The following is an 18,080-nucleotide window of genomic DNA, read 5'->3' as shown; positions in this document are numbered from 1 at the left end:
AAACACAAAAAAGACTATTCTTACTTGCAGTTATTGTAGGTGATTTGAAAAAAAAATATGAAAAAACTTCTCTCAATTTCAATTTTCACACTTCTATTTATCAGTTGTCAAACAAAGCCAACTCTAGCCACTATAACTAGCTTGAATCCTATTGAATACTCTATGGATAATGCTGCAAAGTTGATTTTGGAAAACCCAGAAATTAATTCAATCTCAATCGGGGTTTATAAGGATAAAAATACCTTTACGAAGTATTATGGAGAAATTGATACAGGGGTAGGCAACACCGCTAATGACCATTCAATTTTTGAAATAGCATCAGTAACAAAAACTTTTACCGCCTATATTACTGCTCAAGCTGTATTGGATGGGAAATTAAGTTTGGATGACGACCTTAGAAAATATTTAGATGGTGCTTATTACAACTTAGAGTTTGATAATCGCCCTATCCTTATTAAAGACATCGTGACCCATACTACAGGGATCCAGAGAGCCGATTTTTCTAAGGTTTTGTCAAAAATGTTTTCAATTGATATAACAGAACAGGAGCGAAAAGCTATTACCGACTATAGCAAAAAAGATTTTATAGAAGATTTACAACATTACCAGCATAAAACCACTTCTGGAAAAGTATATGACTACTCAGGTTTTGTAGCACCAGAATTATTGGCTATGGTTTTGGAAAGAGTATATAAAAAACCATATAGCGAACTTTTGGAAGAACTTATACTAAAAAAGGCTCAAATGCAGCATACTACCATGCGTGTTGCAAAAGAGGATGAGAAATATGTTTTAAATGGGTACACCAATAATAATCTAAAGGTAGCGCCGCTGCAAACACCCTTAACAGGAGCCGGTGGTGGATTAAAATCAACAGTTCCTGATTTATTAAAGTATATTGAGTTTCTTTTAGATAAAGACAATAAAGTAGTAAAAGAAATGAGAAGGCCGCTGTTTTATGATGAAAATGAAGATGAAGAATACGGCTATTTTTGGATGGTAAATGGGGATGACCTTATGCTGCATAATGGCGGAACAGGAGGAAGTACTAATTGGTTGATTTTATTGCCAAACTTAGACAGTGGGTTTACTGTTTCATTTAATTATAATGGTGATAGAGCTGGTGATTTAATAAACACTATAGCTTCTTTCCTTATTTCAGATCTTTTAAATTTCCCCACTAAAAATGCATATTATTTAATTAGGGATTATATTAACAATAACCCAGATACATGGTTAGAAAAGTACTATCAATTAAAGAAAGAACACAGTAAGCAATACAATTTTGATGATGCTTCTATGTTAGATGATTTGGGCTATGAATTTTTAGAATTAAATAAAACGAACCAAGCAATTGAAGTGTTTTTACTATTGGTGTCTGAATTTCCTAATTCTGCTTATTCATATAAGAGTTTGGCTGAGGGGTATTTTCTTAATAAACAATACAAACTAGCGCTAACTAACTATAAAAAATCACTGGAATTAAAGCCGAAAAACAATAGAGTGATTGAAATGATTAAAAAGATTGAACAAATAGAAAATAAATAAAAAATATCATAAATTATTAAGTTGATTAAGAGAAACTTATTAAATTGCTCATTATTATAGTTTTGGATCAATCTTAAACGCTATTTGTTACCGTCTTTCGATCCAAAAAAACAATTAAACTACTAACCACTTAGCTTATTTATGAAAAGAATTCTTATCATCTTACTTTCGGCGTTTTGTTTGACGTCTTGTACAGAAAACCCATCCAAAAAATACATCTTATTTTCGGGAAAAATTGAAAATGCCACAAAAAAAGAATACAGAATGGTTAAAAACAAAGGTGGATCTGGTAGGGTTGATATCATCTTGGCAGAAGACGGTTCTTTTACAGATACCATTACTTCTGGCACAGGTCATTATATACTAACTGACTCTAGAAACAGAGCAGATTTTTATCTAACTGATGGAGGTGAGTATCACTTTACTGGGGTTGCAAATGATTTTAGAAATACTGCAAAATTAACTGGGACTGACCCAGATGCTTCTAACTATTTAATGACTAAATATGAACGTATTAATAGAGTGAGAGGTGATTATACCGAATACAACTCATTAAACGAATCTGATTTTCTTACTAGAGAAGCAATGCTAAATAAAAGCTACCTTTCTTATTTAGACAGCTTTGCAAATATTCCTGAGGAATTTGCTCAATTTGAACGTGATGAATTGTATAATTATCATCTTTTAAGTTTAATCAAGTATGAGTTTTTACATGGATACTACACCAAACAACCTGATTTTAAAGTTTCAAAAGACTTTCTTAAAGAATTGGAAGGTGTAGATTATGTAAACGAAAAAGCTTATAAGCTTAGAGGTTCTTATAATAAATTAGTCATAGAGCATTTTAAAAGAAAGGCAAGCGATTTTTCAGAAAGTGAAGGACTTGATGAATATTTAGCCAAATTAAAAGTGTTTGGAGATATCCCGAATGATCATATAAAAAATGATTTACTATTGTCAGCAGCCAAATACGATATCGGTTATACTGATGATTTTGAGAAGTATTATAAAAACTACCTTTCTGTTTCTACTTCGGATGAAAATGATAAAATCATTACCGAAAAGTATCAAGGGTTAAAAAAGCTTACTTTAGGTCAACCTTCACCTGTTTTTAAAGATTATGTAAACCATGCAGGCGGGACAACTTCTTTAGCTGATTTTAAAGGAAAATACGTATACATTGATGTTTGGGCAACTTGGTGTGCTCCCTGTTTAGCAGAAGTGCCTTCACTTAAAAAAATAGAAAAACAATACCATGGAAAAAACATTGAGTTTTTAAGTATTTCTATCGATATAGAAAAAGTACGCCCAGCTTGGAGAAAAATGGTTACAGATAAAAAATTAGGAGGAACTCAATTAATCGCAGAAAGCGACTGGAGCAGTGAATTTATTAAAGAATACCAAATAAATAGCATTCCGCGTTTTATTATGATAGATCCATCTGGTAAAATAGTCAATTCAAATGCACCTAGACCTTCAAGTCCTGAGTTATTAGACTTGTTTAATGAGTTAGGAATTTAATTTGTATAACATTAAAAGGTGAGGGGTATTGTGTTGATTGAACACTATATTCCTCACTACTTTTTTTGGTGGTTTTTATTTTTTTAATAGAACCTGTAACTTTTTTTATACTTGTTAGACTAATTAAAAAAACATAGAATGATGAAAAATAACTCAAAAAGAAAGACATTAATTCTATTTTCTATAGGATTGTTTGTAATTGCTAGTTCTCAACTACTTTCTCAATTTACAGAAATTACTGATATGATGAAAGGATCACTTATGGGGTTTGCAATCGGATTATTACTTACTTCTTTAATGTTTGGAAACTTTAAGACTGCTTAAGGAACTTAATCTGTTACTAAACAATAACCATGACTAAAATATCAACAATTAAAGCTAGTAGGACCCATAAAATTTTGTTTTTATCCGGCCTCTTTTTCTTCTTAATTGGTCAGCTGCTATTAGCTAAAGGAAATGATTTTGTTTACAGCCAAAAACCTATTGATTTTGCGCATTGGTTTTTATTAATAGGGGTTGTTCTTCTAATTCCACAAACAGTCTCATTCCCTCGTAAGTTTTTTAGTTTGATTGGCACTCCTTTAACACTTATCGGGATTGTCTGTATTATTGGTATGTGTGTCATTGATTTTATTTGGTGGAGTTTTCCTACAGATGAACTGCGAAATGAATTTACCAAGCATATTGGTCAAGTTCCTTCTATTTGGAAGCCTTTTATGAGTATTGGCCCAAGCTCAAAAATATTTAACCTTGGCTTACTTATTTTAAGTTTAAATTATTTTGAAAAAGGAAAGCTTGGAATTCTACTAATTTTAGTAGCAAATCTAATCTTATGGCATCTGATACCATTGCCTTATCGATTGGTTTTTGGGTATGTACTTACACTCATAGGCTTTGCTATCTTACTAACACCTAAAATAGGTAAGTCTATAGACTAAGAGTTGGGTATACCAAACAAAAAGAAGGCTGATGTATATTATAAAAAAGCGAAAGAATTGGAGATAAGTAAAGCAAACTAAATATCGTTAAAACCAAAAGAAAGCCTCCCTAAGAACTAATTTTACTGCATTTAAAGCAAAGATGAACACAAAATATATTTTAGGCGCCCTTATCACATTTCCTCTTTTACCTTTGATGTATTTTCAAGGTAAAAAAATTAAAGCAAGCGTACCAAGATTGCCCGAAGCAACAGGGACAGAAGGTGTTGTATCAGTTGGATCAAATAAAACAATTAGAATGCTTGCCATAGGAGAGAGTACCATTGCGGGTGTTGGCGTTGCTACCCACAAAGAGGGCTTTACCGGAACCTTAGCCACTGAACTCGCAAATACATTTAAAACAAACATAGACTGGAAGGTTTATGCAAAAAGTGGATACACTGCAAAAAGAGTCAATGAAAGGCTGATTGATCAAATAAAGAATACATCTGTTAACCTTATTGTTATTGGTCTTGGCGGAAATGATGCCTTTGAATTAAATTCTCCAAAAAAATGGAATAAACACATAAGGCAACTAATTAAGCACATCCAAGAAAAATTTGTTGGAGTACCCATACTCTTTATCAATATGCCACCCATTAAAGAGTTTCCAGCTTTTACTTCACTTATTAAATTTTCAATCGGTAACCTTGTGATACTATTGGGCAAAGAATTAGAGAAAATAGTAAAAGACTATGATCAGGTGTATTATTATGGACGTCAAATGAACTCTGAGGATCTTATTAAACGGCTAGAGCTTAAGATAGATCCTTCTGATTTTTTTAGTGATGGTGTCCATCCTTCTAAAGTTACTTACCAAGTTTGGGCTAAAGATGTTTCTAATTATATTGCTCAATCTAAAGAGATATTGATGGAATTTAAAATTTAATACAGCTAAATTATTATTTATAGGAAGACTAATAACGCTAGCGATCCTATTGACCTTTTCTAGCTTTTTTTTAAAAAAATTAAAAAGAAGAAGGATGAGTTTCATGTAGTTTCATTAAATTTAATGTAATGAAACATGAACAAATCTTATATAATAAAAAAAATGAGCCAGCATAGAAAAAGGAATAAGAATTTAGGACTTGCAGAACTCATAGCTATAGCCCTTGGTGGCATGGTAGGAGGTGGGATTTTCACGATTCTTGGAATCTCAGTTTCATTAATTGGTAACCTTACACCAATTGCCATAATAATAGGGGGGATTATAGCTTCTTTGGCAGCCTATTCATACGTAAAATTAGGTTTGTTTTACAAAGATGAAGGAGCAACTTATTCTTTTTTTAAAAAAACCTATCCAAAATCCAATTTTTCTGCTTCGGCAATCGGTTGGTTTATTATTTTTGGTTATATAAGTACTTTGGCTCTGTATGCCTATACTTTTTCTTCTTATGCCATTAGCAGTACTGATTTTGCTGATAATATTTGGATTCGAAAAGGAATTGCCATTGGGGTCATCGGTATTTTCACCACGATAAACATTTGGAGTGTAAATGGAATGGGAAAAATTGAAGATATAATGGTGTATACAAAGCTTGTTGTTTTAACGATTATTTCGATTGTATTAATGACTCACGGAACGACTAATTTTAATACGTTTATAGAAAATATGACTTTAGATTTAGAACAATCAAGTGTGTTTTCAATATTGATAGTTTCATCCTTAACCTTTGTTGCTTTTGAAGGTTTTCAATTGGTGATTAACGCTGTTAATGAAATGAGTAACCCTGAAAAAAATATTCCTAGAGCAATTTATAGCGCAATTACTTTAGCTGTAATTATATATGTGGTTATAGCTATGGGGGCTTTGTTTGCAATACCAACTGAAGAAATCATTAAAAATAAAGAATTTGCACTTGCATCAGGGGCAGGTAATATTTTAGGCTCCTTAGGTACAAACTTGGTTATTTTAGGAGCAATTTTAGCTTCAAGTAGTGCCATAAGCGGTACCGTTTTTGGATCTTCTCGTCAAATGTCAGTTATTGCTCAAGATGGTTATTTTCCTCGAATTTTAGCAATTAGAAAAAACAGTAGCCCACAAAATGCAATTGTGGCTATGGCGTTTATTTCTAGTCTTTTGATCACTATTGGAGGATTGGAATTAATTCTTGAGTTTGGAAGTGTTACTTTTCTTTTAGTATCATTACTTATGGCAATTGCTAATTTCAAAATTAGAAAAAAAACCAATTCATCAACCTTTTTAACACTCCTTTCAATAGTTGGATTGAGTATGGGCGGATTTTTAATTCTTTATTACGAGTTGACAAATAATTGGCAACAAATGCTGGCAATTATTGTGATATATATATTACTCGCTCTTGGAGCTTGGAAGTTTTCTTCTGGCAAAATAACTTCTGCATAATATTGCTAGTATTCTTATAGAAAAGAGGAACTTAATATTATTAAATTAACACCTAAAAAAGTTTAAATGTCTTAAATTAACATTTTGTAAATCAATAAAAATAAATTTTAAATAAGAATGTTTGGAATCATAAATTTTGAAACCTTTTTAATCGCTGGATTAATTTTAAACTTGACACCTGGTGCTGATACCATGTATATACTTGGAAGAAGTATAGCACAAGGAAAAAAAGCGGGAATATTATCAGCATTAGGAATCTCAACTGGGGCTGTTTTTCATATCATTTTTGCAACTTTAGGATTATCGATAGTGCTTGCCAAATCTGCAATAGCTTTTGAAATTGTTAAGTATTTAGGAGCTGCCTATCTGGTGTTTTTAGGACTAAAGGCAATTTTTAATAAAGAGGCTGACAAGTTTGAGTTGAATACTGCAAACGATACTACCAATTATAAAAAGATTTACTTTTCTGGAATTCTAACGAATATTTTAAATCCGAAAGTAGCCTTGTTCTTTCTTGCTTTTCTACCACAATTTATAGATCCTAATTATACACAGAGTTCGATTTCTTTTTTAATTCTCGGAATTACATTTTTACTTACAGGAACGATTTGGTGTTTAATTTTAGCCGTATTTGCTTCAAAACTATCTAATAGAATTAGAAAAAATTATAAAATAAAACTGTGGTTAAATAAAATTACCGGCGGTGTTTTTATTGCCCTAGGAATAAAACTTGCACTGATAAAAAAGTAAGTAGGTGATTCTTATTTATAAAAATATTCTATTTTTGTAGTCTGTTATATTAATTTTTACATAGTATCTGAGTCTTACTCAAAGAGACAAGCTCTAGAAAAGAGTTTTAAACGCATGAAATCTTCTGATTTTAAATGCACAGATAAGTACACCCAAATTATTTAAAGAGTTTAAACAAAACACAATTGATTTAAAAATCAATTGGAGGCTGGTATTTTAATGTTTTGCATTTAGAAATACTATCCTATTTTAATGAGAATAGCATGAGTAACAAGCAATTAATAAACAGAAATATAGAGGTGTTTTACAATAAAGCATCCGAAGAAACAAGGCTTAATAAAGGCATGGGTATCTTTGAATTTGAAAGAATTAAGCAGCTTATAGAAAAACATCTTAAATCAACAGCCTCCATAATCATTGATGTTGGAGGGGGTACGGGAAAATATTCAGAATGGTTAGCAAAAAAAGGGCATCAGGTACATCTAGTAGAACCTGTTTTAAAACATATTAAAATAGCACAAAACAGATCAGATAGGTTAAAGAATAAGTTTTCTGTTGCTTTGGGAGAGTCTCGAAACCTTAGTTTTAAAAATAATTTTGCAGATTTAGTAATATTACACGGTCCTTTGTATCATCTCCAAAAAGAAGAAGATAGAGAATTGACTATCCTTGAAGCTAAACGGGTACTTAAAAAAGATGGAATTATTTTGGGCTTTGCTATTAACTATACAGCATCTACCTTGACAGGACTTTTAAATGGTTTGATTCATAAAAATTCCTTTTTTGAAATGTGTAAAGTAGAGTTAAGCACCGGAATACACAATCCGCCTGATGATTTCCCGTGGCTCTTAGTAGAAGCATATTATCATAAACCCGAACAGCTTAAAGATGAATTTATAAGACATAATTTATTTTATTTAAATACCTATGCTGTAGAGGGTATGTCTTGGTTAGATAAGGCTTATTTTGAAAATATGCTCAATGATAAGAAAAAGAAAATATTATTAGAATTGATAAGTATTACAGAGAACGATCCTTATCTTTTGCCCTTTAGTCCACATATGATGATCGCTGTAAAAAAACAAACTAACTATGGAAAATAAAAATAGATATTTAAAAGCTTTGGCCGAAGATAATGGACAGTTGAATGAAATTGATCTTGGTGAAAAATATGGATTAGATGAAGATGAAACACGATCAATACTTGCTCAGCTTTTAGCTGAACACAGCATTGAATATATAGAAAACAAGGCCTGTAATTACAGTCTTATAAAGAATAGAAAAAGGAAAACTATTTAAATCAATAACACCTTATTGGTAGCTGTTTTTTTTGACAATTGATTTAAAGTAGCTAAGTTCAAGCAGCCTGCTTGAACTTAGCTTTTTGTTTATTATGAAACAGTTTCTGCTTTCCAAGCAAATTTTTGAAAAGGTGCATCTACAGGAGTGTTGGCAATATGATTGGTATAGTTGCTAATTACTTTTTGTGATAAGCCTAAAATTATTTCTAACACCTGTCTTTCTTCATAGCCTGCATCGTAAAAGTTAATTAAGTCTTCTTGTGTTACTTGTCCACGATTTCTTACCATTTTTAGTGTAAAATCATGCAAAGCTTGAAGTTTTTCTGTTGGCATTGCAGTGCTGTTTCTCAATGCTTCAGTTAGTGATTCATCTACCTTCATCATGTTTGCTATTCCTGTATGTGCTGGCACACAATAATGGCATTGATGTTCTACATTAATAGTTTGCCAAACTACTGTTAACTCTTCTTTATTAAAAGATGTTTGCGTAAAGAGTTTGTGTAAGGTTTGATAACCTTCTAATAAGCCTGGCGCACCTGCTAATACTCCGTGTAAGCCAGGAATCATTCCATTTGATTTAAGTGATTGCTCTAATAATGCTTTGCTACCTTCTGGTGCAGTTTCGATGTTGTGAATTTTTAATGTTGTCATAATTATAATATTTAGGTACTATTAAATAACTAAACAATCGTTTAGTTATTGATTAAAAAAAAGGATTATAAATTGTGAAAAGTCATTTCTATATAATCTTCTATCTCTTGTTGATTGTTAACTTTTGAAGCAGCGGCTAGACCGTGCTTTGCGATTAATAAATAATTGGCTTGTTGCACTATTGTTTTTTTATCTTTAGAAGTATCCATACTTAACTTTTGGATGAATAGTTCTTTTAGATTATTCATAAAAGAACTCATTTGTTCTTGTATTTGCTGATCTTCTTTTTCTGAAAATTCATTGTAAGTATTGGTAAGCAAACAGCCTTTTTGATTGCCTTTAACAGAACAAAATTTTACAGAATTATAGAAAAAATCTTTAATGTCTTGTAAACCCTGATTTGCTTTTTTAAATTCTTCAAAAATACAGTTTACCTTTTTCTTGTAAGTTTTTAAACTTTCTAGAAAAAGACCGTGTTTGTTTCCAAAACTCGAATAGATAGAAAACTTATTGATGCCCATTTCTTTTTCAAGCATTTGCATTGAAGTGTTTTCATAACCGTTCTTCCAAAAAACAGTCATTGCTTTCTCGATTACAGCCTCTTCTATATATTCTTTTTTTCTTGCCATGATTAACGAGTACAAAACTAAACAATCGGTTAGAAATAAAAAAATATTTTAAAGTAATTTTTAATTAGTTGATTAATTAGTTGATTTACAGTGGTTAATAATTAAATACAAGTAAAGTAGGAGTGTGCCAATTGTGAGAGTTTATAATTATTCACTAAATTGTCATCAGTAAAAACTAAAGAAAAGAGGTACTTTGGACTCGGTTTGTTTAATAAAATAGAATGAAAAGAAAACTATTTATATTGTTTAGAGTTTTGTTGGTCTTAATTTTAATTGGAAAAGTATCCAATTGGTTTTTAAATTACAGTGATGAAACCAACCAGTTTTTAAGTACATCAATGTTCACCTGTATTGGTTTTTCTTACCTAGCAGGAGGGTTTATTTGGGATAATAGACTGACGAATATAATTTTTATTTGCTGTGGTTTATACCTTATAATAATGAATTTTGTTCCAGATTTTTATAGTAAACCCATTATTGGTATTGTCTGTATCTTGACACCCTTGATCATTGCACGATTTACCCCAGAAGAATCAGAAGATGCTTCTTTGATTCAAGACGAATAACATTTTCTTATTTTCAATATTTAATCAGAAGTTTTTATAACTAAAAATTTAGTTATATTTGAATTTCCAAAAATTAGATATTCAGATGAATTCAAAAAAAAAATCAATAATACTGCTAATAGCAAGCTTACTACTTACCTTATTATTCTCGTGTAAAGAATCTAAAATTGAATTCAAAAAAATAGATTTTGTCAGCGATTATAAATTCTCTCATGAGATAGAGGAGAAGCTGTTAAAAGATACCATTCCGTGGAAACATCAATTGTCTGCAGCTGATTATGCAACCAAAGGAGATTATAAAAATGCTTTAGTGCAATGGGATTTGGCTATGGGAGCAAGAGAAAGTAACTATACCTCTAGCCAGATAGACTCGATCAACAACAAGTATACAAAAGTAAATGCTCTTGATTATATTGTAGAGCAGGCTAAAAAAACTCAGGTTGTTATCATTAACGAGGCGCATCACAATTCATATCATCGTGTGTTTACAAAGTCTTTGCTTCAACAATTATATGATAACGGATATACAAATTTAGGCTTAGAAGCCTTAGGAACTGGAGCGTATCTAGATAATGGACTTCAGCAGAGAAAATATCCAATTTTAGAGACAGGTTTTTATACTAAAGACCCTCAGTTTGGCGATATGATTAGAACAGCCTTAGAAATTGGCTATACATTGTTTGCATATGAAGATATGGGAAAAGGTAACGGTAAACCTAGAGAGATTGCACAGGCAAAAAATATTCAAAAAGTAATTGATTCTAAGCCCGGAGAAAAGTTTTTAATTCACTGTGGATTTGATCATGCCTTAGAAGGTGTTCATAGATCTTGGGAAAAAGCGATGGCTGGTCGATTAACAGAATATACAGGAATCAATCCATTAACGATCAATCAGGTTTTGTATAGTGAGAAAAGTGACCCTAAATTTAACCATCCTTTTTTAAAAGCAGTTTCTAACAGTGAATCATCTGTTTTAATCGATCAAAACAATCAAGTATTTAAGTATGATCGAGGAGATGCTTGGTCTGATATCGCTGTTTTTCACCCCAATACTACCTACACTAATAACCGCCCAAATTGGCTCTTTACTACTAGTTCTAGACCAGTTTCTGTTACTTTAAAAGATCTTCAGATTGCTTTTCCTGTGATGGTTTTAGCGTTTAAAAAAGGAGAGGATCTTAATAAGGCAGTTCCTATGGATATTACAGAAGTAGAAAATAAAACAGTTTCTTGGGCTCTTGGATTAAAGGGTGGAGATTATACAATTGTGCTTACAAACGGCGAAGAATCTGTTAAGTTTGAGTACACAGTAAATTAACGTCTATACAACAATTAGTAAGGTAACTAATAAAAGTATCGTTATATTTAAACAAGTTTTAAACGAATAAAAAATAGTCATATGCTTTCTCAAATCTGCCCAAAATTGCCAATGCGTAACAAAAAAATCACAAGAGATTTTTACTTAAACAAACTCGGATTTAAAGAGTTTGGAAGTGATGATTACGAAGGGTATTTAATGCTTGAAAAAGATCAAATCCAAATTCATTTTTTTGAATTTAAGGAGTTAAATCCTAAAGAGAATTATGGGCAAGTGTATATTAGAACAAATTCAATCGAAAAATATTACCAATGGCTCTTGGATAATAAAACAGCTATACATCCTAATGGGCCTTTAGAAACGAAACCTTGGGGGCAAAAAGAATTTGCAATCCTCGACCCTGATAATAATTTATTAACTTTTGGTGAAGCGATAGAGGAATAGAAAAATTCTTCTTAGTTCAAAAAACTTATGAGATAAGACACCTAAAATAGCAAACCTTGACTGCTCTTGTTTTATGTATTCAAAAAATAAATTCAGTTTTTTCTTTGGTTCATTTTCTTTTAGTAATTTAGATGATTGTCTATAGCAGACGAGAAAATCCTGTGATAATTTAAATATCTATTATGAAAAATTACATTAAAATTTTAGTTATCCTCATATTGGTTAGTTGTAAAAACAACAATACAGAACTTGTAGAAGTTAGTCAAACAACCCTTGGTACTCATATTGAACGTTTGGCATCTGATGAGTTTCTAGGCAGAAAACCATTTACAGAAGGAGAGGTAAAAACTGTAGAATATTTAAAAGATGAATTTGAAAAGTTAGGTGTATTACCGGGAAACGGCGATAGCTTTTACCAAAATGTACCGATGGTAGAAATTTTAGGAACTCCATCAGAAAACATGCTTATCTCTGGTAAAAACGGTTCTTTTAAGCTTAAAGCGCTACAAGATTTTGTTGCAACTACAAATAGGGTTCAAGAAAATGTGCAGCTTAAAAACTCAGAACTTGTTTTTGCAGGTTATGGAATCGTTGCTCCAGAATACGGATGGAATGACTATGAAGGAATTGACTGGAAAGGTAAAACAGCTGTGGTGTTAATTAATGACCCTGGGTTTAAATCAGGTGATTCAACATTGTTTAAAGGAAATGAAATGACCTATTATGGTCGTTGGACTTATAAGTATGAAGAAGCTGCAAGGCAAGGTGCTGCTGGATTGATTATCATTCATGATACTGAGCCTGCTTCTTACGGTTGGAATGTGGTAGAATCAGGTTGGAGCGGTGCTCGTTTAACCATAGAAAGTACTGCTCCTAAGTTGCAGGTTGAATCTTGGATAAGTAGTGAAAGTGCTGCAAAAATGTTTAATGCATCTTTAATGAAAGGTCAAGATTACAAAGCCATAGCAAGAAATAAAGGTTTTAAGCCTGTTCCGTTAGCAGTAAATGTATCTGTAGAAATAAAAAACAGCATTAAAAAAGACATTTCTAAAAACGTTGTTGCTATGATTCCTGGAACTGATAAAAAAGATGAGTATATTATTTATTCTGCACATTGGGATCATTTTGGAATTGGAAAAGCAATTGATGGTGATTCTATTTACAACGGTGCTGTAGACAATGCATCAGGTACTGCAGGTTTATTAGCTATTGCTGAGGCTTTTAAGAAAAGTAAAAAGGCTCCAAAACGCTCAATCGTGTTTTTAGCAGTTACAGGTGAAGAACAAGGTTTATTGGGCTCAGCTTATTATGCAGCCTATCCAATTTTTGAACCTAGTAAAACCGTAGCTAATCTTAATATCGACGCTCTTGACAGTCCTGGAGAAATGAAAGATTTAACGATTACAGGCTATGGTCAATCAGAAATGGATGAGTATGCTAAAGAAGCTGCTCTAAAGCAAGGCAGATACATCATTCCTGATCCTGTTGCCGAAAAAGGATATTTCTTTAGATCAGATCATTTTAATTTTGCAAAAATTGGAATCCCTGCTTTGTATGCAAGTGGTTCTTACGAAGGATTTGATAAAAGTATTGAAGAAATTAAAGCCTATAATGCTTTTTACGAAAAAAACAAATATCATCAACCTTCTGACGAATACGATGCTAAGACTACCGAATTAAGGGGTGTACGATTAGATTTACAACTCTTTTTTAATGTGGGTTCTACCTTAGCCAACGAAGATTACTTCCCTAAATGGTATGATGGAAGTGAGTTTAAAGCAGCAAGAGAATAAACATGAGTAGCATGAGTGTTAACATAAATAAAAATAGAGTGTCATTATACCAAATTGAGGGCTAATAATAAATGAAAATTAAACAAATAAAACGAGTCTTAAGAATACTATTTATCATCGCTAGTTTAAGCTCTTTAACACTTGTACCTTGGATTTTGGTCAAAGCTTGGATCTTACCACTTCCAGATACGGTTCAAGAACAGCTAAATGATGTTATTGATTATGGTTTTGATGGTATGGTAGTCTATGTGGATGAAGCAGGCAAGCCTCCAGCATTTTATGCTGCTGGATGGAAGGATCGGAAAAATAAAATACCAGCAGATCCACATGCCTTGTTTAAGATTGCAAGTATTACCAAATTATATGTGGCTGTTGCTGCAACAAAATTGGTTAAAGCCAATCGACTGTCATTAGACAAAACCCTTGCTGATTATTTTCCAGAACTTATCGGCAGAATTGAATATGCCGATGCCATTACTTTAAGAATGATGCTACAACACCGAAGCGGTATCCCAAACTACACAGACCATACGGATTATTGGGTTGATCCTCCTATGGATAGAAAAGTAAAGCTTTCGTATGCACTTGATTTGCCTGCAAGTTTTAAGCCCGATCGGGGATATGAATATTCCAATACTAATTATATGCTAATCTCTGACCTAATAGATAAGGTCTTAGGCTATCCGCATCAGCAATATATAAAAGAAGAGATTCTACTGCCGCTCAACCTTCACAATACCTATGGATCTCTTTATGAAGTTGATCTTGATGATGTGATGAGTGGTTATTATGTTGGTATAGATGAGGATATAAAAACAGATTATTCTGGTTTAATGATTGCTACAGCAGAAGATGTGGGTATTTTTCTAAGGGCATTAAACGATGGTTCTGTTTTTAATGATGGAGAACAAGAGATTTATTCTTCTGTATATGTATATGACCACGGTGGTTTGCTTCCTGGATACCAAAGCCTTGCTAAATATCATAAAGACGCAGACATGGTGGTTGTTCAATTTATGAATACTACTAATTTTGATGGCTATCACTGGAACCTGTCACAAATCTTCTACAATCGAATTGTTAAGATAATTAATAAGACTAACAAACTCAATCCTTAATAGAAAAAGTGTTTTCTTAGCGATCTTAAAAAACAAAATTTATACTATGAAAAAAGCTAGTATCATCATATTATTTATAATACCATTTTTCACCTTTGCTCAGTCAGAAAAACAAGCCTCTAAAAAGATAGCTTCTGAATTTAAAAAGTTCTATAACTTGGAGGCTTACCAAGAGGTTTTCAATTTGTTCTCACCAGAAATGAAAGCAGCTTTGCCTTTAGATAAAACCAATGAATTTTTTAAGGGCATAAAGAGTCAGGCTGGGAAAATTAAGCATTTAGAATTTATAAAATATATAAATGGGAGTTTTGCTTCTTATAAAACAGATTTTGAAAATGGTTTTTTTTCTATAGATATTTCTGTGGATAGTTCTTATAAAATAAATGGTTTTATGGTAAAGCCTTATAAAGAAAATACACATCCTAAATTAGTAAGAAATACCTCGAAATTGATCTTGCCTTTTAAAGGTGAATGGGATGTTGTTTGGGGAGGAGACACCAAAGAGTTAAATTATCATGTAGAGCACCCAGCTCAAAAAAATGCCTTTGATATGGTTATTAGAGACCAACAAGGAAAATCATATAGAACTGATGGTCTCACAAATGAAGATTATTATGCTTTTGGGAAAGAATTAATTGCTCCTACTGATGCAGAAGTAGTTTTGGTTGTTGATGGTATTAAAGACAATATACCAGGTGAGATGAATGCTATTTATATTCCAGGAAATACGGTTATCTTAAAGACAGTAAACAATGAGTATTTGTTTTTTGCTCATTTTAAACAGCATTCTATTGTTGTAAAGCAAGGGCAAAAAATAAAACAAGGAGAGTTGTTGGGTCTTTGTGGCAATTCTGGTAATTCTTCTGAAGCGCATTTGCATTTCCATATTCAGAACACAGAAGATATGAATCATGCTACGGGAGCTAAAAGTTATTTTTCTGATATACTTGTCAATGGTGAACTTAAAAAAGAGTATTCACCCATTCAAGGTCAGAAAGTGAAAAATCAATAAATAGGAAGAGAGCTAAACGTTCTATTAGTACTTATTCTTAATTGATTAGATTTACCGACTGTCATTAATATTAAATACAAATAGATTAGTGCATAACCTGTTGACTTAATTGAATAAAATGAATTTTGAAGAGACAATTAAAGAAATTTACAATAAAATTAAAGATATTGAAGACAACGGTCATTCTGCAACGTATATTCCTCAGTTAGCGAATGTGTCTTCAGAAAATTTCGGAGTATATATTACAACAACAGATGAGCTTGGTTTTGGTCTTGGTAATTGTAATGAAAGGTTTTCTATCCAAAGTATTGCAAAAGTTTTATCTCTTTGCTTGGCCTATCGTATTGTTGGTGAAAAAATTTGGGATAGGTTAGGGGTAGAACCCTCAGGTTCAGCCTTTAATTCTCTCGTTCAACTCGAAACCGATAATGGGATTCCAAGAAATCCTTTTATAAATGCTGGAGCAATTGTTATCTCTGATATACTAATCAGTAATTTAGATAACCCTAAAGAAGACTTTTTAGCTTTTGTTAGAAGTGTTTCTAACAATACTGATTTAAACTACTCCAGTAAAGTCGCAGATTCTGAAAAAGAAGTGGGTTTTAGGAATGTAGCGTTATGTAATTTTATCAAATCATTTGGAAACATCCACAATGATCCTTCAGACGTTCTTGATTTTTATTTTGAACTTTGTTCACTTGAAATGAGTTGTAAAGAACTTTCAGAAGTGTTTTTATTTTTAGCGAATAAGGGACGTAAACCAATTGACAATACTGAAATTTTGACCAAAAGTCAATCAAAAAGAGTTAATGCACTTATGCAGACCTGTGGTTTTTACGATGAATCTGGAGATTTTGCGTTTAAGGTTGGTCTACCAGGAAAAAGCGGTGTCGGTGGAGGCATTATCGCTATTCATCCAAATCAATATTCAATTGCAGTCTGGAGCCCTAAATTAAATAAAAAAGGAAATTCATTTAAAGGGATGAAATTTCTCGAAGAATTTACCACAAAATCAGAATTATCAATATTTTGATATAGAAAGCTTAACTAGGACATCAATATATTACTAAACTTAATGATTCCTTAAAACAGATCGCTAAAACCTATTGCAAATATGTTTTACATTTATTGCTTTAAAAACAGATAGCGTTTGCTATTGAAACGCAATAAAAAAATACATTATGATCTTAAGAACTAGCTGTCTTTTTATACTCGCATTAATGATGAATCCTATATTAACCAATGCCCAAACCAAAATAATTGCACATCGCGGTTTTTCTAGTGCTGCACCAGAGAACACGCTTATTGCCTTTCAAAAAGCAATTGCTTCTAAGGCAGACTATTTTGAGTTGGATATTCATAAAACCAAAAATGATTCTATTGTGGTGATCCATGATTCATCTATCGATAGAACAAATTCAAATGGAGCTAAAGGAAAAATTGCTGCCATGAATTACAGTGATTTAGCCAAGCTTAGCTTTGGGTATCCAGGTAAATTTGGAGATCAATACGCTACAGAAAAACTACCAACTTTAAGAGAAGCTTTACTAGTAGCAAAAGGCAAAATAAAGGTATGTATTGAAATTAAGGTCTTAGGGGCTGAAGAAGCAGTATTAAAAACTGTAAATGATTTAGGGATGAGAGATCAAGTGATTCTCTTTTCATTTCAATATCCTGTATTGGCTAAGATTAGACAATTAGACAAGCAAATTCCTATATTGTACTTAATAAGTAATGCAGATAAAACAACCATAGATTATGCAAAGGTTATCCAAGCAAACGCAATTGGTGTTGGTTATGCTACTAAGCTAACAAAAGACTATCTAAGTTTTGCACATAAAAATGGAATCGAAGTTTGGAAATGGACTGTGGATAAAGAGCGTGAAATGCAACAATTGATTGACCTTCAGATTGATGGACTGATTACTAATTATCCAGATAAGGCTTTAAAAATTCGAACTAAAACACAAAAATAATAGTGTCTATTGTTCTTTCTGTTTAAAAAAAACTTTGGATTAAAGCCTAGTGACTCTTTGTGTCATAAATACATTTAAATCATTAAATTTATCGTTTGTAAATAGTATTGA

General features: G+C 32.0%; 19 protein-coding genes. 17 read left to right on the top strand and 2 right to left on the bottom strand.

Features of this window, described 5'->3' with window-relative positions:
* The first annotated feature begins 57 nt into the window (after positions 1–57).
* The 9 genes from WHC90_RS02060 (at position 58) to WHC90_RS02020 (ending at position 8,460) form a co-directional block, all read left to right on the top strand.
* Positions 58–1,548 carry a serine hydrolase domain-containing protein gene (locus tag WHC90_RS02060; RefSeq protein WP_188598659.1) on the top strand — a complete coding sequence of 497 codons (1,491 nt, stop codon included), beginning with the start codon at positions 58–60 and terminating at the stop codon, positions 1,546–1,548.
* A gap of 141 nt (positions 1,549–1,689) precedes the next feature.
* Positions 1,690–3,069 (top strand): TlpA family protein disulfide reductase, encoded by a 1,380-nt coding sequence (locus tag WHC90_RS02055; protein ID WP_188598660.1) that lies wholly within the window; start codon positions 1,690–1,692, stop codon positions 3,067–3,069.
* Positions 3,070–3,207: 138 nt separating this feature from the next.
* Positions 3,208–3,393, top strand: coding sequence for a hypothetical protein (locus tag WHC90_RS02050; RefSeq protein ID WP_188598661.1), 186 nt, complete (start codon positions 3,208–3,210; stop codon positions 3,391–3,393).
* Between the two features lie 29 nt (positions 3,394–3,422).
* Positions 3,423–4,007 carry a hypothetical protein gene (locus tag WHC90_RS02045; RefSeq protein WP_188598662.1) on the top strand — a complete coding sequence of 195 codons (585 nt, stop codon included), beginning with the start codon at positions 3,423–3,425 and terminating at the stop codon, positions 4,005–4,007.
* Between the two features lie 142 nt (positions 4,008–4,149).
* Positions 4,150–4,935, top strand: coding sequence for an SGNH/GDSL hydrolase family protein (locus WHC90_RS02040; RefSeq protein WP_188598663.1), 786 nt, complete (start codon positions 4,150–4,152; stop codon positions 4,933–4,935).
* Between the two features lie 162 nt (positions 4,936–5,097).
* Positions 5,098–6,411, top strand: coding sequence for an APC family permease (locus tag WHC90_RS02035; RefSeq protein WP_188598664.1), 1,314 nt, complete (start codon positions 5,098–5,100; stop codon positions 6,409–6,411).
* Between the two features lie 117 nt (positions 6,412–6,528).
* Positions 6,529–7,161, top strand: coding sequence for a LysE family translocator (locus WHC90_RS02030; protein ID WP_188598665.1), 633 nt, complete (start codon positions 6,529–6,531; stop codon positions 7,159–7,161).
* Between the two features lie 263 nt (positions 7,162–7,424).
* Positions 7,425–8,264 carry a class I SAM-dependent methyltransferase gene (locus tag WHC90_RS02025; protein WP_188598666.1) on the top strand — a complete coding sequence of 280 codons (840 nt, stop codon included), beginning with the start codon at positions 7,425–7,427 and terminating at the stop codon, positions 8,262–8,264.
* On the top strand, positions 8,254–8,460 hold the full coding sequence (locus WHC90_RS02020; RefSeq protein ID WP_188598667.1) for a hypothetical protein: 207 nt from the start codon (positions 8,254–8,256) through the stop codon (positions 8,458–8,460). The genes WHC90_RS02025 and WHC90_RS02020 overlap by 11 nt, the downstream gene beginning before the upstream one ends.
* 92 nt (positions 8,461–8,552) lie before the next feature.
* Here WHC90_RS02020 and WHC90_RS02015 read toward each other — a convergent pair whose 3' ends face one another.
* Both WHC90_RS02015 and WHC90_RS02010 read right to left on the bottom strand, forming a co-directional pair.
* Positions 8,553–9,113 carry a carboxymuconolactone decarboxylase family protein gene (locus WHC90_RS02015; RefSeq protein WP_188598668.1) on the bottom strand — a complete coding sequence of 187 codons (561 nt, stop codon included), beginning with the start codon at positions 9,111–9,113 and terminating at the stop codon, positions 8,553–8,555.
* A 65-nt stretch (positions 9,114–9,178) separates the two neighbouring features.
* Positions 9,179–9,742, bottom strand: a complete 564-nt coding sequence (locus WHC90_RS02010; protein WP_188598669.1) for a TetR/AcrR family transcriptional regulator — start codon at positions 9,740–9,742, stop codon at positions 9,179–9,181.
* Positions 9,743–9,963: 221 nt separating this feature from the next.
* Here WHC90_RS02010 and WHC90_RS02005 point away from each other — a divergent pair, with 221 nt between their 5' ends.
* The 8 genes from WHC90_RS02005 to WHC90_RS01970 all read left to right on the top strand — a co-directional run bounded on the left by WHC90_RS02005 (position 9,964) and on the right by WHC90_RS01970 (position 17,969).
* Positions 9,964–10,308, top strand: coding sequence for a hypothetical protein (locus WHC90_RS02005; RefSeq protein WP_188598670.1), 345 nt, complete (start codon positions 9,964–9,966; stop codon positions 10,306–10,308).
* An 85-nt stretch (positions 10,309–10,393) separates the two neighbouring features.
* Entirely contained in the window at positions 10,394–11,626 is a 1,233-nt protein-coding gene (locus tag WHC90_RS02000; protein ID WP_188598671.1) for a hypothetical protein, read from the top strand.
* A gap of 81 nt (positions 11,627–11,707) precedes the next feature.
* The gene (locus WHC90_RS01995; protein WP_188598672.1) at positions 11,708–12,070 is read left to right on the top strand and encodes a bleomycin resistance protein; all 363 of its coding nucleotides are present in this window, start codon (positions 11,708–11,710) and stop codon (positions 12,068–12,070) included.
* A 182-nt stretch (positions 12,071–12,252) separates the two neighbouring features.
* Complete coding sequence (locus WHC90_RS01990) at positions 12,253–13,863, top strand: M28 family metallopeptidase (RefSeq protein ID WP_188598673.1); 1,611 nt, start codon at positions 12,253–12,255, stop codon at positions 13,861–13,863.
* A 71-nt stretch (positions 13,864–13,934) separates the two neighbouring features.
* Positions 13,935–14,981, top strand: coding sequence for a serine hydrolase domain-containing protein (locus tag WHC90_RS01985; protein ID WP_188598674.1), 1,047 nt, complete (start codon positions 13,935–13,937; stop codon positions 14,979–14,981).
* A 46-nt stretch (positions 14,982–15,027) separates the two neighbouring features.
* Entirely contained in the window at positions 15,028–15,993 is a 966-nt protein-coding gene (locus WHC90_RS01980) for a DUF3887 domain-containing protein (protein WP_188598675.1), read from the top strand.
* Positions 15,994–16,111: 118 nt separating this feature from the next.
* A complete protein-coding gene (locus WHC90_RS01975) occupies positions 16,112–17,026 on the top strand; it encodes a glutaminase (RefSeq protein WP_188598676.1) in 915 nt (304 codons plus the stop codon).
* A gap of 187 nt (positions 17,027–17,213) precedes the next feature.
* Positions 17,214–17,969: a glycerophosphodiester phosphodiesterase gene (locus tag WHC90_RS01970; protein WP_229664922.1), complete on the top strand. Its 756-nt coding sequence runs from the start codon at positions 17,214–17,216 to the stop codon at positions 17,967–17,969.
* Positions 17,970–18,080 lie beyond the last annotated feature (111 nt).

It is taken from the genome of Polaribacter pacificus (genome assembly GCF_038024035.1).
Classification (GTDB): domain Bacteria; phylum Bacteroidota; class Bacteroidia; order Flavobacteriales; family Flavobacteriaceae; genus Polaribacter; species Polaribacter pacificus.
The sequence above is the reverse complement of the archived record's forward strand: the minus strand, read 5'-3'. Positions and strand labels throughout refer to the sequence as shown.

What these genes read in the sequence shown, in the direction of transcription:
- WHC90_RS02005 (WP_188598670.1), top strand. Translation starts at nt 9,964, where the DNA reads ATGAAAAGAAAACTATTTATATTGTTTAGAGTTTTGTTGGTCTTAATT.
- WHC90_RS02015 (WP_188598668.1), bottom strand. Translation starts at nt 9,113, where the DNA reads ATGACAACATTAAAAATTCACAACATCGAAACTGCACCAGAAGGTAGC.
- WHC90_RS02035 (WP_188598664.1), top strand. Translation starts at nt 5,098, where the DNA reads ATGAGCCAGCATAGAAAAAGGAATAAGAATTTAGGACTTGCAGAACTC.
- WHC90_RS01970 (WP_229664922.1), top strand. Translation starts at nt 17,214, where the DNA reads ATGATGAATCCTATATTAACCAATGCCCAAACCAAAATAATTGCACAT.
- WHC90_RS02050 (WP_188598661.1), top strand. Translation starts at nt 3,208, where the DNA reads ATGATGAAAAATAACTCAAAAAGAAAGACATTAATTCTATTTTCTATA.
- WHC90_RS02055 (WP_188598660.1), top strand. Translation starts at nt 1,690, where the DNA reads ATGAAAAGAATTCTTATCATCTTACTTTCGGCGTTTTGTTTGACGTCT.
- WHC90_RS02040 (WP_188598663.1), top strand. Translation starts at nt 4,150, where the DNA reads ATGAACACAAAATATATTTTAGGCGCCCTTATCACATTTCCTCTTTTA.
- WHC90_RS02045 (WP_188598662.1), top strand. Translation starts at nt 3,423, where the DNA reads ATGACTAAAATATCAACAATTAAAGCTAGTAGGACCCATAAAATTTTG.
- WHC90_RS02020 (WP_188598667.1), top strand. Translation starts at nt 8,254, where the DNA reads ATGGAAAATAAAAATAGATATTTAAAAGCTTTGGCCGAAGATAATGGA.
- WHC90_RS02000 (WP_188598671.1), top strand. Translation starts at nt 10,394, where the DNA reads ATGAATTCAAAAAAAAAATCAATAATACTGCTAATAGCAAGCTTACTA.
- WHC90_RS02060 (WP_188598659.1), top strand. Translation starts at nt 58, where the DNA reads ATGAAAAAACTTCTCTCAATTTCAATTTTCACACTTCTATTTATCAGT.
- WHC90_RS01975 (WP_188598676.1), top strand. Translation starts at nt 16,112, where the DNA reads ATGAATTTTGAAGAGACAATTAAAGAAATTTACAATAAAATTAAAGAT.
- WHC90_RS01990 (WP_188598673.1), top strand. Translation starts at nt 12,253, where the DNA reads ATGAAAAATTACATTAAAATTTTAGTTATCCTCATATTGGTTAGTTGT.
- WHC90_RS01985 (WP_188598674.1), top strand. Translation starts at nt 13,935, where the DNA reads ATGAAAATTAAACAAATAAAACGAGTCTTAAGAATACTATTTATCATC.
- WHC90_RS02030 (WP_188598665.1), top strand. Translation starts at nt 6,529, where the DNA reads ATGTTTGGAATCATAAATTTTGAAACCTTTTTAATCGCTGGATTAATT.
- WHC90_RS01995 (WP_188598672.1), top strand. Translation starts at nt 11,708, where the DNA reads ATGCTTTCTCAAATCTGCCCAAAATTGCCAATGCGTAACAAAAAAATC.
- WHC90_RS02025 (WP_188598666.1), top strand. Translation starts at nt 7,425, where the DNA reads ATGAGTAACAAGCAATTAATAAACAGAAATATAGAGGTGTTTTACAAT.
- WHC90_RS01980 (WP_188598675.1), top strand. Translation starts at nt 15,028, where the DNA reads ATGAAAAAAGCTAGTATCATCATATTATTTATAATACCATTTTTCACC.
- WHC90_RS02010 (WP_188598669.1), bottom strand. Translation starts at nt 9,742, where the DNA reads ATGGCAAGAAAAAAAGAATATATAGAAGAGGCTGTAATCGAGAAAGCA.